Raw genomic sequence first — 16,123 nt, 5'->3', positions numbered from 1 at the left:
ATAGAAGTTTTTAGGTGGCCATGGCGACGGGGCCCACCCCTTACCATTCCGAACAGGGAAGTTAAGCCCGTCTGCGCCGATGGTACTGCTACACCAAGTGGGAGAGTAGGCCGCCGCCTTTTTTTGAAGTCCCTTCATCTTACGATGGAGGGACTTTTTTTTTGCTCCATATCCAACAAAAGGGCACGCCTTCTGCGTGATTGGTTCCAGCATCCGATACTGCTTCGCTATGCTTGCAGTATCGGGCTTGTCACCAATAGGCCGCCGCCTTTTTTTGAAGTCCCTTCATCGCAAGATGGGGGGACTTTTTTTTGCTCCATATCCAACAAAAGGGCACGCCTTCTGCGTGATTGGTTCCAGCATCCGATACTGCTTCGCTATGCTTGCAGTATCAGGCTTGTCACCAATAGGCCGCCGCCTTTTTTTGAAGTCCCTTCATCGCAAGATGGAGGGACTTTTTTTTTGTTCCATATCCGACAAAAGGGCACGCCTATTGCGTGATCAATTCCCGTATCCCTTTGTACTGCACCGCGTTTGTACCCAGGGACGGTCATTGAATGCACGCCTATTGCGTGATTATTTCCCGTATCCCTTTGTACTTCACTGCGTTTGTACCCAGGGACGGTCATTAATAGGTTCATCAAGCAATCGGTACATTGAACAATTGCTACATTTCCAAATCACCGAATTGATACATTGCTACATTAAGAAATCTCTACATTAAATTATTCTTTTACCACCAAGCAATATTCAATGCCTTCCCAAAATAGTTTCAACAATATCTATTGAGTAACCCATTTTTTAATATCTTGTCTCTTCATTAATAACATAAAACAATGAAGAACAATTTTGCATATCTAATGAGCCTAGTGCTGTGCCTAGGAATTTTGAATACAAGTACAGGTCAAGTTGGGGGTAAAAAGAAAAAAGATGGTTGGATCTCCTTGTTTAATGGTAAAAATTTGGATGGTTGGAAAGTTGGGGAAAATGCCCATACCTTTTCAGTTGAAGATGGTGCAATTAAAGTTGCCGGCCCTAAGGCCCATTTGTTTTATGTAGGAGATGTTGAGAACCATGATTTTGATAATTTTGAATTCAAGGCGTCCGTTATGACAAAGCCTGGATCTAATTCAGGAATTTATATCCATACCCGCTACCAGGAAGCTAGTTGGCCAGTTTATGGCTATGAAGTACAGGTAAACAATTCCCAAGGGGATTGGAAGCGTACTGGTAGCTTATATGATATAGTTAATATTATGGAAACTTATGTAGGCGATGATGAATGGTATACAGAATATATCAAAGTAGAAGGTAAAAGAATTATTATTAAAATAAATGATATTGTTGTGGTTGATTACACCGAACCTGAAAATCCCAAACGTGACGAAGGGGAACGCCAGCATAGGGTTCTTAAAGGGGGGACCTTTGCGCTACAAGGTCATGATCCCAAAAGTATTATCTATTATAAGGATATTATGGTGAAACCTTTACCCTAAACCCAACCAATATTAGAATTTAAATGTACTTACCTACACCTTTAACCAAAATTATTTGTGGTCTAATTATTGGGTTTCTTGCCACGGGCTGCCAACAAGAACCTGAAAAGTTAAAACAAAAGCCCAATGTGGTTTTTATATTGGTAGATGATCTGGGTCTTGTTGATCTTAGTATTACTGGCAGTTCTTATTACGAAACACCCAATATTGATAAATTGGCCAAAGAGGGCATGATTTTTACTCAAGGATATGCTGCCAGCCGGGTATGCAGTCCGTCCCGGGCCAGTATCATGACCGGAAAATTTACGGCAAGGCATGGAATCACAGATTGGATCGGGGCGGCATCCGGTGAAGCTTGGAGATCTCACCATCGCCACGATAAATTACTGCCTGCCATGTATGTGCATACTTTGCCGGCTAAGGATGTTACCATTGCAGAGGCCATGAAAGAGAAGGGGTATAAAACTTTCTTCGCCGGTAAATGGCATTTAGGGTCGGAAGGCTCGTACCCTGAAGATCATGGTTTTCAGATCAATAAGGGTGGGTGGGATAAAGGCAGTCCAATGGGGGGATATTTTTCACCATGGGATAATCCAAAATTACCGAACAGGGTTAAGGGAGAGAACCTTACAATGCGTTTGGGAAACGAAACAGCTGACTTTATAAAACAGCACAAGGATTCGACATTTTTTGCCTTTCTTTCGTTTTATGCCGTACACGGACCAATCCAAACTACCCATAAAAAATGGGAAAAATATAGAGATAAAGCCCAGAATAAGGGGCTAGGAGAGAGTGGGTACAAAATGGAAAATGTTTTGCCTATTCGTATCGTGCAAGACAATCCTATTTATGCCGGACTTGTAGAAAGTATGGACGATGCGGTCGGAGTGGTGTTGGATGCTATTAAAAACGCCGGATTGGAGGATAATACTATTGTTGTATTTACTTCGGATAATGGTGGAGTAGCCTCTGGCGACTCTTTTTCCACAAGCAATCTCCCTTTAAGGGGAGGAAAGGGATATCAATGGGAAGGTGGTATTCGGGAGCCTTATTTTATAAAGGTACCTTGGTTGAAAAATGGGGGGTCGGAAAGTGACTTTCCAGTTATCGGCACCGATTTTTACCCCACCATCTTGGATTTGGCTAATATCGACCTAAAACCGGAACAACATATGGACGGAATAAGTCTGAGGCCGCTGTTGGAAGGAAAACAAATAGTAGTGGATAGGCCTTTGTTCTGGCATTATCCTCATTATGGTAATCAAGGAGGGGAACCCTCCTCCATAATTAGAAGAAATGAATGGAAGCTAATCCATTATTGGGAAGATGATAGGGAAGAACTATATCATTTGCCCTCCGATACTGCAGAACAAACCAATGTAATTTTGGAACATCCAAAGATTGCCACGGCCCTTAGTAAAGAACTTAAAGCATGGCTTTCTGAGGTAGGGGCAAGATTTGCCGAGAAGGATCCTGAATACGATCAGAAGTTGGCGAAGGAGAGAAGGAATAAAATCATAAATGAAATGTGGCTAAGATTGGAAAGGGAACGGTTGAATGTTCTGTCCGAAGATTTTGAGCCTAATGCCGATTGGTGGGGTAGTAAGGTAACTAACGATTGATTTTGTAGATAGGTACAGTTCGCTTATAAGGGCTTGAGAGAAATCTTTCTTAGAAAATTAGGGCTATTGGGTTAGTGTCCAATCTTTGGGAATAAAGCCCTGTCCCTAATCATTGTCAAGTAGATATTTGGATTCTATTTTTTCCATAATCAAAATCTTGGAGCTCAATTCCATTCTGTCTATTCCTTTGACTTCCAATAGCACTTGATAATATTTGGGGAGTTCTCCAAATTTTTCCTTTAATCCCACTTCCAATTCATGAAGCAATTTTGGAGAAGTAAAATATTTTAAACTTTGTGAGGCTGCAGTATCCCATATGCCACCAAATAAATATATGTTGTTATTGTTGGGTCCTGGCACCTTAGTGATTAGGCCGTAATCCGTATGGTGTCCATTGGGGTCGCCATAAGGGAGATACACGGTTTCCCTTCCGTCTGGATCGTTGCGATAAACAATGCTCTGGTCTTGGATGTTGTAGAATAATTTGGGACTTTTTAAATAGTCCATGAATAGTCCAAATGTTTTCATCATCCCTATAACCATAAAATTGTTGTCCGGCAATTCTTTGGGATTAAAACGTACCATATTTCGAATAGTAAAATCGCTTTGGTTGTACGAGAAAATTTCACTCAAATCTTTGATCCATAGGGCACTGTTATAAATAAGTAAGCTGTAGCTTAACGGCTCGTATTTTAAATTGGTTTGAGGATGCTCAAGGGTAAATTGGTCGTAGTCCTCCAACGAATTTATGAACGGATCCCTAATTATTTTTTGAGTGCCTTTAGAAGTATCCTCTTCTTGAAATATAAAAAGATCTCCTAAGATAACCATCAATGGTTTGTTTTCCGTCAATAAATCCTTCCACAGACCGTCTTTGTTTACGGGATTGGTATTGTAGTTTGTGGGGTACAAGAAGGCATTATAGGCTAAGGAAAGTATCAATATGAGGAATAGCGTGATTCCGATTTTCCTGTTCAATAAATTGATGTCCTTTTTTTTAACAGATTTCCTTTCAACAAATTTAACCTCGTAACTTCCCTTTGGTATCTGAACAATTATCTTATCGTGTTTTCCTTCCGTAGAATAGTAAGTCCCCAGTTTTTTACGGAGGTTGTATGCATATACCCTAACCAATGTACTTTGCGAGGGGTCAAAGTCGGTTTTACCCAGAATTTCAGATGCGATCGTTGTTTCTTTTGGAATGCTTTTTTGTAAGGTACTGCTCACTAAATATTGTAGTAAGTTGGAATAGGTGTTGGATTTGCCAAAGGATTTGCTAGCAATTATTTTAGCAATATTTTGGCTGTATTTATGGTTTTTTTTCATTGAAGATTGATATTGTTTAAATATAATCAATAATTATTAACAGTTAATAAAACTGTTTATTACCTAATTAACAGTTAAATACTTATGTATATTTGGATTAGTCAGGTAAATAAGGACGAATTAAAATGCCATGTGCTTTTAGAACGTAGTCTGAATAGAATATTTGTTTTGACCAAATCGAAGGTTTCATTCCATTTGCCACCAAAACGGTTTATTTGAAATTGCACTAGAATATTACATAGGAAAAACTATTATGAAATAAGTCCATGAAGTATTATCGTATTTATGCAATTATAGGTTTGACCTTTTTATTTAATAGCTGTGGTTGGAATGCACCAGAGGAAGTGGAATTGGCGCTACAACAAACACCTGATATAATTGATTTTAATTATCATGTAAAACCAATCCTTTCGGATAAATGCTTTTCGTGTCATGGTCCTGATACGGATAATCAAAAATCTGACTTGAGATTGGATATCGAGGAAAGTGCGTTATCAGCCCGTGGAGACTCCAATGCTAAGGCGATTATTCCCGGTAAGCCCGGCGCTAGCAATCTAATTAAGCGTATTTTATCTGATAATCTCTCGGAGAAAATGCCTCCACCAGAATCTAATTTGTCCTTGAACAATACGGAAATTGCAATCCTCGCCAAATGGATAAAGCAGGGAGCAGAGTACAAACCTCATTGGTCTTTTATAAAACCCAATACAGCTAAATTGCCACCAATACAGGATTTGGATTGGGTAAAAAATGAAGTGGATTATTTTGTTCTTAATCGACTTGAAAAGGAAAAGCTGAAACCTTCTGTTCGTGCTTCAAAAGAATCATTAATTCGTAGGTTGAGGTTTGATTTAACTGGTCTTCCTCCAAGCCTGGAGGAGATTAATGCTTTTGTGGCCGATACATCGGCTGACGCCTATGAAAATTTGGTTGATAGACTATTGGCTAGTCCGGCCTACGGGGAGCGAATGGCAGCAGATTGGATGGACGTTGCGAGATATGCGGATAGCGATGGTTATCTGGATGATAAACATAGGGATTTTAGCCCCTACCGGGACTGGGTCATAAAGTCGTTTAATGAGAATATGCCCTACGATATATTTTCTACCTTACAATTGGCAGGAGATCTTATACCTGAGCCAACTAAGGAGAGTGTTTTGGCAACAGCCTTTAATAGGCTCCATAAAAGGAATTCTGAAGCTGGAATTATTTTTGAGGAATTTAGAGTGGAATATGTGGCTGATAGGGTGTTAAGTGTGGGTAAGGCCTTTATGGGACTTAGTATGGAATGTGCAAGGTGTCATGATCATAAATACGACCCAATAAGTCAGAAGGATTATTATGAAATGTCTGCATTTTTTAATAGTACCAATGAATTTGGTTCTGCAGTCTACGGTCCTGGTCAAGTTCCGGGACCATCGCTTCTTCTAACGGATAAAGAGGCGGATAAGGTATTGGCATATATTGACGGCCATATTATTAAAGCTGAAATCGATGTAAAATCCTTAAAGGAATCTGTGCCAGAGGATTTTCAAAAATGGTTGTCAAGCCCTTCTGCCATAAGGAGATCTATTGAGAACGGGTACTCTGGTAGTTTAATTGCCTACTATCCGTTCGATACGTTTTTGGAAAAAGGCAATAAGAAATATTTCAGTCTCAATAAGGTTGATAATTCTCAGGCTGCTGTGGTTAATGAACCTATTATTCAAAAAGGTGCAAAGAACAAAGGTGTTTTCTTGAATGATTTTACATCGATAAGTTTACCAGAGAAGATGGGTTGGTTTGACCAGACTGATCCCTTTACAATATCACTCAGTGTTTATCCAGATACCCAATATGATGACGCTGCCCTGTTCTACCATTGTGAAGACTTGAGATTGGGGTTAAAAGGATACTCCATGTTCTTGGAAAACAACCAGCCAAAATTTATTATGGCTTTTTCTTGGCCAACAAATGCAATTCAAATTAAAGCCAAACAGCAAATTCCGGAAAAAGAATGGACAAATATTGCTGTTACCTACGATGGTTTGGGGAAGGCTGCTGGGCTACATATGTATTTAAATGGGAAGGAGATTCCGGTAGAAATAGAAATAGACCATCTCTATAAATCCATATTGTTCCAACCTAATTTGCATACCTATGGTTTTAATGGCTTTGGAATGGGGATTAGGAACCATATGAAGACCTTTATTAATGGTGGGATAGATGAACTTAAAATTCACAATGCTGAATTGTCGGCCTTGGAAGTAGCCTATAGTTATGACCCCAGTACTCATGGAGACGTATTAAAGAACACGGCAACCTCTAAAAATCAATCTGTATTATTATCTCATTATAAAATGAGGGAGAATCGTAATCTAAACGATGCATTGGAAAACATTCGGGAGCTGAATAGGGATAAAAACCAAGTTTTGGATACAATTCAGGAAATTATGGTCATGGGCGATTTGCCAAAACCGCGGCCCACTTATCTTTTGGATAGAGGGGTATACGATGCCATTGGGGAAGAAGTGTTTCCGGGCGTGCCTGAAGAGGTGTTTTCTTTTAGCGAAAGTCTGCCTAGAAACAGGTTAGGTTTGGCCCAGTGGCTGTTCGATAAAAAAAATCCGCTTACTTCAAGGGTATTTGTGAATAGGTTGTGGCAAATGCATTTTGGTTTTGGACTGGTGGCTTCTTCGGATGATTTTGGTAACCAGGGCAATCTGCCGTCACACCCAAAATTATTGGATTGGCTAGCTGTGAAATTTATGGATTCGGGCTGGGATATTAAGGCGATGAACAAATTGATCGTAATGTCCGCTACCTACCAGCAAAGCTCTATTTTGACCCCCAAACTCGAAGAAAGGGATAAGGAAAATATACTGCTGGCAAGAGGGCCCAGTTTTCGCATGTCGGCTGAGATGATAAGGGACAATGCCTTGGCAATCAGTGGACTTTTGTCAACAAAAATTGGAGGTCCAAGTGTTTATCCATATCAGCCGGAAGGTCTTTGGGACGAAATAAGTAACAAACCGTGGCGCTATAAATACTTGCAAGAGCCTGGAGAAGGTCTTTATAGGAGGAGTTTGTATACCATTTGGAAAAGAACCTCCGGTCCTCCATCCATGTTGATTTTTGATGTTGGGGAAAGAGGGGTCTGTACGGTAAGGCGTAGGCAGACAAGTACTCCATTACAGGCCTTGGTACTACTTAACGATCCCCAATTTTTGGAAGCCTCCCGTGTAGTGGCCGAAAACTTGATTATGGATTATAAAGGAGATGTAGATCTTCAATTACAAAAAGCATTTGTCTTATGTACTGGTAGAAATCCCAATAAAACTGAATTGGGGGTTTTAAGTAAATTCCATAAGGAGGAATTAGATCGATTTTCCTTGTCCTTTGAGGATGCCATAGCTTATATAAGTATAGGTAGTTCCAAGGTTAAGCCCAATACAGATCCGGTTAAGGTTGCTGCCTTGGCTACCGTGGTAAATGGGGTGATGAATACGTTTGAAGGATATACAATAAGATAATAGAGGTTATGGAAGATTTTAAAAAGCACATGGAGTTTATGGAAACCCGCAGGGGATTTTTAAAGAAATCGGCCTTGGGATTTGGTTCCATAGCCCTAAGTAGTTTGTTGGGACCTTCCCTTTATGGTAATGATACAATGGGAGGTACCCCACAAAGCAATATAGGGGGTGTTTTGGGGACGACCCATTTTCCAGCCAAAGCAAAAAGGGTCATTTATCTTTTTCAAAGTGGAGGGCCGTCACAATTGGAAACCTTTGACTATAAACCGGAATTGGCAAAATGGCATGGAAAGGAAATACCTCCTTCCGTTCAGGGAACCCAACGAAATTCCGGTATGGTGTCCAGTCAATCTACTTTTCCTTTGGTCAAATCTATTTACGATTTCAAACAATATGGACAATCTGGTGCTTGGGTAAGTGAAATTTTTCCCCATACGGCCAAGGTGGTGGATGATCTCTGCATTATCAACTCCATGCGTACCGATGCCATTAACCATGAACCAGCGGTTATGTTCTTGCAGACTGGCAGTCAGCAAAGTGGTAGGCCTTCCATAGGGTCTTGGCTAAGTTACGGTTTGGCCAGTGATAATAAAAACCTCCCAAATTTCGTAGTCCTGTTGTCCAAAGGAGGTGGGGCGCAACCCTTGAGTTCGGCGGCCTGGGGCAATGGTTTTTTGCCCTCGCATCATCAGGGTGTTCAATTTAGGTCAGGTAAGGATCCTGTGCTTTACTTGAACAATCCCCACGGTGTCCATGATGAAGATCGCAGGAGGGCGTTGGATTATATTTCTCAGCTAAACAGTCATCAATATGATATTTGGCAGGATACAGAGATTCAATCAAAAATAAATCAATACGAAATGGCGTACAAGATGCAAAATTCTGTGCCAGAAGCCGTGGATACCAAAGAGGAGCCGGACCATATCTATAAACTATATGGAGAAGATGCCAGAATACCGGGAACCTACGCTGCCAATTGTTTGCAGGCCAGACGTTTGGCGGAAAGGGACGTAAAATTTATACAGTTGTACCATATGGGCTGGGATCAACATGGAGGACTTCCTGGTGGTATAAAGAAGCAAGCACTTGGAACAGATCAAGCCACCGCAGGTTTGATCAAAGATCTTAAGCAGCGGGGTTTGTTGGAAGATACGCTGGTAGTTTGGGGAGGTGAATTTGGACGTACCAGTTTTTCTCAAGGTAGATTAACGGCCGATAACTATGGCAGGGACCATCATCCGGGTTGTTTCACTATGTGGATGGCCGGTGCAGGGGTGAAGGCCGGCATGGTATACGGTAAAACAGATGAATTTAGTTATAACGTAATAGAAAATGAAGTACATGTACACGATTTTCAAGCGACCTTGCTTCATCTTCTGGGCATTGATCATGAAAGATTAACCTTTAAGCACCAAGGAAGACGGTTTAGATTAACGGACGTTCATGGCCATGTGGTAAAAGACATTCTATCATAGAATAGTGTATAAGGCAACTGGAATAAATTAAGATGCATCCAGGAGGTGTCCGCTTTTATATCTAAAGAGGCATATCTGCTATCGTATTAAGGTTTAAAGTGTAATTCTTAAAGGTTTTATTCGTATTGTTTTCATTTTTTAAACAAAAAAAATCCAACCCATTTTAATGGGTTGGATTTTGTATTTAATAGGAGTAATTTAAAAAGGTATTAAACCCTAGGTAAATCTCCCTCTCCTTTTAATGGTAAATAGGATGTTCCCATTAGATAGGTGTCTACATGGTAAGCAGCTTGTCTACCTTCGGAAATGGCCCAAACTATTAAGGATTGACCTCTTCTTTGGTCCCCAGCAACAAATATACCAGGTACATTGGTTTTATAATCAGCCTCACTTGCCTTAATATTGGTTCTGGTATCCGCCTCAAGCCCCAATTGTTCGGCAATAGTCATTTCTGAACCTGTAAAGCCCATTGCCAATAGTGCCAATTCGCATTTCCATTCCTTTTCCGTATTCGGAATTTCCTTGAGGGTTGGTCGTTTTCCAGGAACAGTAATCCATTCTACTTCCGCAGTAATAAGTCCTTTTAGATTCCCATTTTTATCGCCGATAAATTTTTTGGTGGAAATACTAAAAAATCTGTCCACACCTTCCTTGTGCGAGGAACTTGTTCTTAAGCGCATTGGCCAAAATGGCCAAGGCTGATCATCAGGTCGGCCTACAGGAGGTTTTCCTAAAATTTCGAAATTGGAAACAGAAGCGGCTCCATGTCTGATGGAAGTTCCAATACAGTCAGATCCCGTATCTCCACCACCAATAACCACAACGTGTTTGTCCGTAGCTTTGATTTCCTCACCTAAATCTTTAATACCGTCTACACGCTTATTGTTCTGTTTTAAGAAATCCATGGCTTGTACCACTCCTTTAAGGTCTGAACCTTCTATTGGTAATCCTCTTCGGACGGTAGCTCCTCCAGTAAGAACGATTGCGTCGAACTGATCTTGGAGTTCTGTAGCCAAAACATCAACTCCTACATGAACACCGGTCTTAATTATAATACCTTCTTCTTCCAATATCTTAACCCTTCTGTCAATGATATTTTTTTCCATCTTAAAATCCGGAATACCATATCGTAGAAGGCCACCAACTTTTTCATCCCTTTCATATAGTGTAACTAGATGTCCGGCTCTGTTTAATTGTTGTGCTGCTGCCAGACCTGCAGGTCCTGAGCCAATAACGGCAACAGTTTTGCCGGTTCTGTTGGCAGGTGGCTCTGCTACGACCCATCCTTTTTTGAAGGCAGTTTCAACTATGTTTTTTTCAATATTCTCTATTGTAACCGGGTCTTCATTAATGCCTAAAACGCAAGCCTCTTCACAAGGAGCTGGACATAATCTTCCAGTAAATTCCGGGAAGTTATTGGTTGAGTGTAATATTTCTGCAGCTTTGTCCCATTTTCCAAGGTAAACCGCATCGTTGAAATCAGGTATTAGATTCCCTAATGGACACCCACTATGACAAAATGGAATACCACAGTCCATACATCTGGCACCTTGGTCCTTAAGCTCCTTTTCTTTCATAGGAAGCGTAAATTCCTTGTAGTTCTTTACTCTTTCATCTGCGGGAGCGTACTCTTCTACTTTTCTATCGAATTCCAAAAATCCTGTTATCTTTCCCATATTTCGATTATATCGTTTCTAATTTTTCTTTTTCTAAACGTATCAATGCCTGCTTGTATTCCTCAGGGAAAATCTTGATGAATTTTGGCAAGTAATCTTCCCAATTCTCCAATACCCTCTGCGCAATAGGACTTAGTGTGGCATTATAGTGATTTTCTATAAGCCCTTTTAATTCTGCAATATCATTATCATCTTCTACTTTTAACAGATTTAAGGATTCTGTATTACAGTTTTTTCTAAAGGTATCTTTCTCATCAAAGATATAGGCGATACCTCCACTCATTCCAGCTCCAAAGTTTCTTCCCACTTCACCAAGGATTACCGCGATACCACCGGTCATGTACTCACAACCATGATCTCCAATGCCTTCTACAACGGCCTTTGCTCCGGAATTTCTTACGCAAAAACGCTCTCCGGCTTTTCCATTTATATAGGCTTCACCCGAAGTTGCTCCATATAGTGTAACGTTTCCGGTAATTACGTTGTCCTCTGGCTTTAAGGTAGACTTATAGGGTACCTTTATTATTAATTTAGCTCCAGATAAGCCTTTTCCTAAATAATCATTGGTGTTTCCATTCACGATCATGGTAAGGCCTTTGGTTGCAAATGCACCAAAGCTTTGTCCTGCCGAACCAGTGAAATTTAATTTTAAAGTGTTTTCAGGTAAGCCTTCGGCACCATAAATCTTGGAAATTTCATTACTGGTAATGGCTCCCACGGCTCTATCCGTATTATGTATTGGGAAATCCAAGGAGATTTTTTCCTTTCTGAATAATGCAGGATGCGCTTTTTCCAAAATTTCAAACTCAATAGACTTGTCAATATCGTGTACCTGTTTCTGTGTATTATAGAATTTGGTTCCTTTAGGAACATCTACCTGATATAGTATTGGCGTAAGATCAATGCCTGCAGCTTTGTAATGTTCCAAAGCTTTTTTACGATCCAATTTTTGCACTTGGCCAACCATCTCGTCAATAGTCCTGAATCCTAATTGAGCCATTATGTCTCTAAGTTCTTGGGCAACAAAGTACATATAGTTGACTACATGCTCTGGCTTACCTTCGAATTTTTTGCGCAGTTCCGGATTTTGTGTTGCAATACCCACTGGACATGTATTTAGATGACAAACTCGCATCATGATACAACCTGAGGCTACTAAAGGAGCTGTTGCAAATCCAAATTCCTCCGCTCCCAATAAGCAGGCTATGGCTACATCCCTTCCTGTTTTCAATTGGCCATCACATTCTAGGACTATCCTGTTCCTTAGGTCGTTCATAACCAAGGTTTGTTGTGCTTCGGCAATTCCCAATTCCCATGGAAGTCCTGCGTGTTTTAATGAGGTTAATGGTGATGCACCTGTACCACCATCGTGTCCAGAAATCAAGATCACATCTGCCTTCGCCTTGGAAACCCCGGCTGCTACAGTACCAACACCCACTTCTGAGACCAATTTAACATTGATCCTAGCCTGGCGATTCGCTGATTTTAAATCGAAAATCAATTGTGATAAATCCTCAATAGAGTATATATCATGATGTGGTGGAGGTGAAATTAATCCAACATATGGAGTGGAATTTCTGGTTTTGGCAATAGACGGATTTACTTTTGGTCCGGGCAATTGTCCTCCTTCACCTGGCTTTGCACCCTGAGCCATTTTAATTTGGATTTCTTGGGCGTTTGTCAAATAATTGGAGGTAACTCCAAATCTTCCAGAGGCTACTTGTTTGATGGCGCTGTTTCTCCAGTCCCCGGTTTGGTTCTTATAAAAACGTTCGGCATCTTCCCCACCTTCACCGGAATTACTTTTACCTCCGATCCTATTCATGGCGATCGCCAAATTTTCATGGGCTTCCTTACTGATGGACCCGTAGGACATTGCGCCTGTTTTAAAGCGCTTTACGATTTCCGTCCAAGGTTCTACCTCGTCCAAAGGTATAGGGTCGTAATTGGAGAATTCGAACAGGCCACGAATGGTCATCAAATCCTTGGATTGCTCATTCACCATTTGGGCGAATTCCTTGTAGGATTCCGGTTCGTTGTTTCTAACCGATTTTTGTAGCATAGCAATACTTAACGGATTGAAGAGGTGTTTTTCTCCATCTCTTCTCCAGCGATATTGCCCGCCAATTTCCAAATCTAAATTTGCAGCTATTTCTTTTTCTGTGTAAGCTTTGTGATGGCGTTTTGCTATTTCCTTCTCTATTTCATAAAGCCCGATTCCCTGAATTCTGGTTGGGCTATTTGGGAAATATTTGTCTACTACCTTCGTATTTATTCCGATACATTCGAACAATTGAGATCCTCGGTATGAGTTTAGGGTAGAGATCCCTATTTTGTTCATTACCTTAAGGATACCCTTACCAACAGCTTTATTATAGTTGTTGATGGCTTCTTCAAAAGTATATTCTGTAATATCGTGCTCTTCTATTTGTTCCGCAATTATCTCGTTTACCAAATATGGGTTTATTGCGCTTGCCCCATATCCAAATAGTAAAGCAAAATGATGTACTTCCCTTGGTTCGGCAGATTCAATAATTATACTTAATTTAGAACGTTTGCCCAACTTCTGAAGTCCACTGTTTACGAATGAACAGGCCAAAAGTGCGGGGATGGGAGCTTTTTCTTTGCTTACGTTCCTATCGGATAAAATAATGATATTTGTACCCTCATCAATAGCTTGGTCAGCCTGGTGTAAAATGGATTCCAATGCATCTTCAAGGCCGTTATGTCCTTTTTCAATATCGTAGAGCATGGAAATGGAAACCACCTTATAGTCCGGACTGGCGTCATAATTCTTTATTTTATCCAAATCCTCTTTGGAAATAACTGGATTTTTAATTTTTAATTTTCTGCAATGTAGTTCTGAAGATTCAAAAATATTATGATCGCTTCCAAGGGTTAAGCTGATATCTGTAATAAGCTCTTCGCGGATACCATCCAACGGAGGATTGGTAACCTGTGCGAACAATTGCTTAAAGTAATTGTAAATTAATTGTGGGCGTTCGGACAAAATGGCTATCGGAGTGTCCGATCCCATTGAACCAAGTGGTTCCTTTGCCGTTTTTCCCATAGGAAGTATTATGGTATTAATATCTTCCAAGGTGTATCCAAATACTGCTTTTCTCTTTTGAACCGAAGCCTCATTTAAGAATAGTGGGCAGTCATTATAAGGAATATCCTTAAGGTGTACCAAATTTTTGTTAAGCCATTCTTTGTATGGATTCTTAAGGGCAATTTTTTCCTTAATTTCCTCGTCATTAACGATGCGTCCTTCTTCCATATTTACCAAGAACATTTTTCCTGGTTCCAGTCTTCCGTGCATTTCAATGTTGTCCGGTTCAATTTCCACTACCCCAACTTCGGAAGACATAATAACATAGCCATCCTTGGTTACCGAGTATCTAGATGGGCGCAAGCCGTTTCTGTCCAATACGGCGCCTATGTAGTTTCCATCGGTGAAAGGTATGGAGGCAGGTCCGTCCCATGGTTCCATTAAACAAGAGTGATATTCGTAGAAGGCTTTTTTCGCCTCCGACATTTCGTTGTTTTTCTCCCAAGCTTCAGGTACCAATATCATCATTACTTCTGGCAATGACCTTCCTGTCATTAACAAAAGTTCCACGACCATATCCATGGTGGCGGAATCCGACTTTCCTGGTAATATGGTCGGGATAATGTTCTTTATTTCATCCCCAAACCAATCGCTTTTCATTAATTCTTCCCTGGAGCGCATTCTAGATACATTGCCTCTAAGGGTGTTTATTTCCCCATTGTGGCACATATAGCGGAATGGCTGGGCCAAATCCCAGGTGGGGAAGGTGTTGGTGGAAAATCTTTGATGGACTAGGGCCAAACGGGTTACTACCCTGGGGTCCATTAGGTCCTTATAGTATAAACTAATATCTTCAGGCATTAACAGCCCTTTGAAGATGATAATTTTGGTTGAAAGACTTGGGACGTAGAAAAATTTGCTTTCGGATAATTTTGAAGCATTGATGGTATGTTCAGTGACCTTCCTGGCTATGAACAATTTCAAATTAAAATGGAAGAAATCTTGTTCGTCATTTTCGCGTGCAACGAATATTTGTTTCACGAATGGTTCAGTTTCCGCAGCTATTCTTCCAGGAATGGATTTGTTGACAGGAACATCTCTCCATCCCAATAATTTCAATCCTTGTTTTTTAATATTGGATTCAAAAACTTCTATACAGTAATCCCTTTGATTCTCCTTTTGTGGTAAAAATACGTTGCCAACAGCGTAACTACCCGGTTCGGGAAGCTCAAAGCTACATACATCTTGAAAAAAATCATGGGGGATATCTACTAGAATTCCCGCACCATCACCGGTTTTTCCATCGGAACTTACTGCTCCCCTGTGCTCTAATTTTTCTAATATTTCTAGTGCCTTATGAATAATGTCATTCGACTTTTTTCCTTTAAGACTACAAATAAATCCTGCTCCACAGTTGTCATGTTCAAATTCCGGTAGGTATAATCCTTGTTTTCTCAGCTTCATAAATTATTGTATTTGTTCAAAAATATCAAAATAATTACATTTAATGCAGTGCTATGTCAAATAGTGTGTGAGAAATCCAACGTTTATAATTCAACGTTAAAAAAAATGCATATTCTGATATTTGAGCCCGTTAAATTGGGATTTCCTCAATATTAAGGTTTGAATATTGATTTTATTCCTATTAATAGGGGGTTAATAATATTAATTTGGTTTTTGTTGGTCAACACCCCTATTTAGATCAGGGGTTGTTTGGTTTAAAAGTTGGTTATCTTGTGTTTCACCCCTAAAAATAAAGGGGTATTGTTGTTTATTATTTTAATTATTCCTTGAAATTGCTATTTTTTGAATTTCGGGGCTTCCTCCATGATGGGTAAATATAATTTTAGCGACTTTTTTTTCTGATTTTAATTGGAAGCAATTTTGTTTTTGATATTGGGATTTCCATCTTTTTTGAAGTTTCTCTAAGAAATAAATCCTTATTTCAGATCGAATATCATGAA

General features: G+C 40.1%; 8 protein-coding genes and 1 rRNA gene. 5 read left to right on the top strand and 4 right to left on the bottom strand.

Going from position 1 to position 16,123, the window contains the following annotated elements; translation table 11 throughout:
* Positions 1-10: 10 nt before the first annotated feature.
* Positions 11-122 (top strand): 5S ribosomal RNA (gene rrf / locus H4O18_RS21180).
* Positions 123-377: 255 nt separating this feature from the next.
* On the opposite strand, the gene H4O18_RS21175 is transcribed toward rrf, so the two are convergent.
* Positions 378-644 (bottom strand): hypothetical protein, encoded by a 267-nt coding sequence (locus H4O18_RS21175; protein WP_222942492.1) that lies wholly within the window; start codon positions 642-644, stop codon positions 378-380.
* A gap of 192 nt (positions 645-836) precedes the next feature.
* Here H4O18_RS21175 and H4O18_RS21170 point away from each other — a divergent pair, with 192 nt between their 5' ends.
* Entirely contained in the window at positions 837-1,496 is a 660-nt protein-coding gene (locus tag H4O18_RS21170; protein ID WP_187588414.1) for a 3-keto-disaccharide hydrolase, read from the top strand.
* A gap of 23 nt (positions 1,497-1,519) precedes the next feature.
* Complete coding sequence (locus H4O18_RS21165) at positions 1,520-3,118, top strand: sulfatase (RefSeq protein WP_187588412.1); 1,599 nt, start codon at positions 1,520-1,522, stop codon at positions 3,116-3,118.
* A gap of 105 nt (positions 3,119-3,223) precedes the next feature.
* Here H4O18_RS21165 and H4O18_RS21160 read toward each other — a convergent pair whose 3' ends face one another.
* Positions 3,224-4,444, bottom strand: a complete 1,221-nt coding sequence (locus H4O18_RS21160) for a hypothetical protein (RefSeq protein ID WP_187588410.1) — start codon at positions 4,442-4,444, stop codon at positions 3,224-3,226.
* Between the two features lie 266 nt (positions 4,445-4,710).
* On the opposite strand from H4O18_RS21160, the gene H4O18_RS21155 reads away from it, so the two are divergent.
* On the top strand, positions 4,711-7,956 hold the full coding sequence (locus H4O18_RS21155; protein ID WP_187588408.1) for a DUF1553 domain-containing protein: 3,246 nt from the start codon (positions 4,711-4,713) through the stop codon (positions 7,954-7,956).
* Between the two features lie 8 nt (positions 7,957-7,964).
* Positions 7,965-9,431: a DUF1501 domain-containing protein gene (locus H4O18_RS21150; RefSeq protein ID WP_187588406.1), complete on the top strand. Its 1,467-nt coding sequence runs from the start codon at positions 7,965-7,967 to the stop codon at positions 9,429-9,431.
* A 209-nt stretch (positions 9,432-9,640) separates the two neighbouring features.
* Here H4O18_RS21150 and H4O18_RS21145 read toward each other — a convergent pair whose 3' ends face one another.
* Together H4O18_RS21145 and gltB are read right to left on the bottom strand one after the other, a co-directional pair.
* Positions 9,641-11,107, bottom strand: coding sequence for a glutamate synthase subunit beta (locus tag H4O18_RS21145; protein WP_187588404.1), 1,467 nt, complete (start codon positions 11,105-11,107; stop codon positions 9,641-9,643).
* Positions 11,108-11,114: 7 nt separating this feature from the next.
* Entirely contained in the window at positions 11,115-15,623 is a 4,509-nt protein-coding gene (gene gltB, locus H4O18_RS21140; RefSeq protein ID WP_187588402.1) for a glutamate synthase large subunit, read from the bottom strand.
* Between the last annotated feature and the right edge of the window lie 500 nt (positions 15,624-16,123).

The sequence above is a fragment of the Arenibacter arenosicollis genome (assembly GCF_014397245.1).
In the GTDB taxonomy this organism is placed as follows: Bacteria; Bacteroidota; Bacteroidia; order Flavobacteriales; family Flavobacteriaceae; genus Arenibacter; species Arenibacter arenosicollis.
Note: the sequence above shows the minus strand (reverse complement) of the source record. Positions and strands in the feature narration are given on the sequence as shown.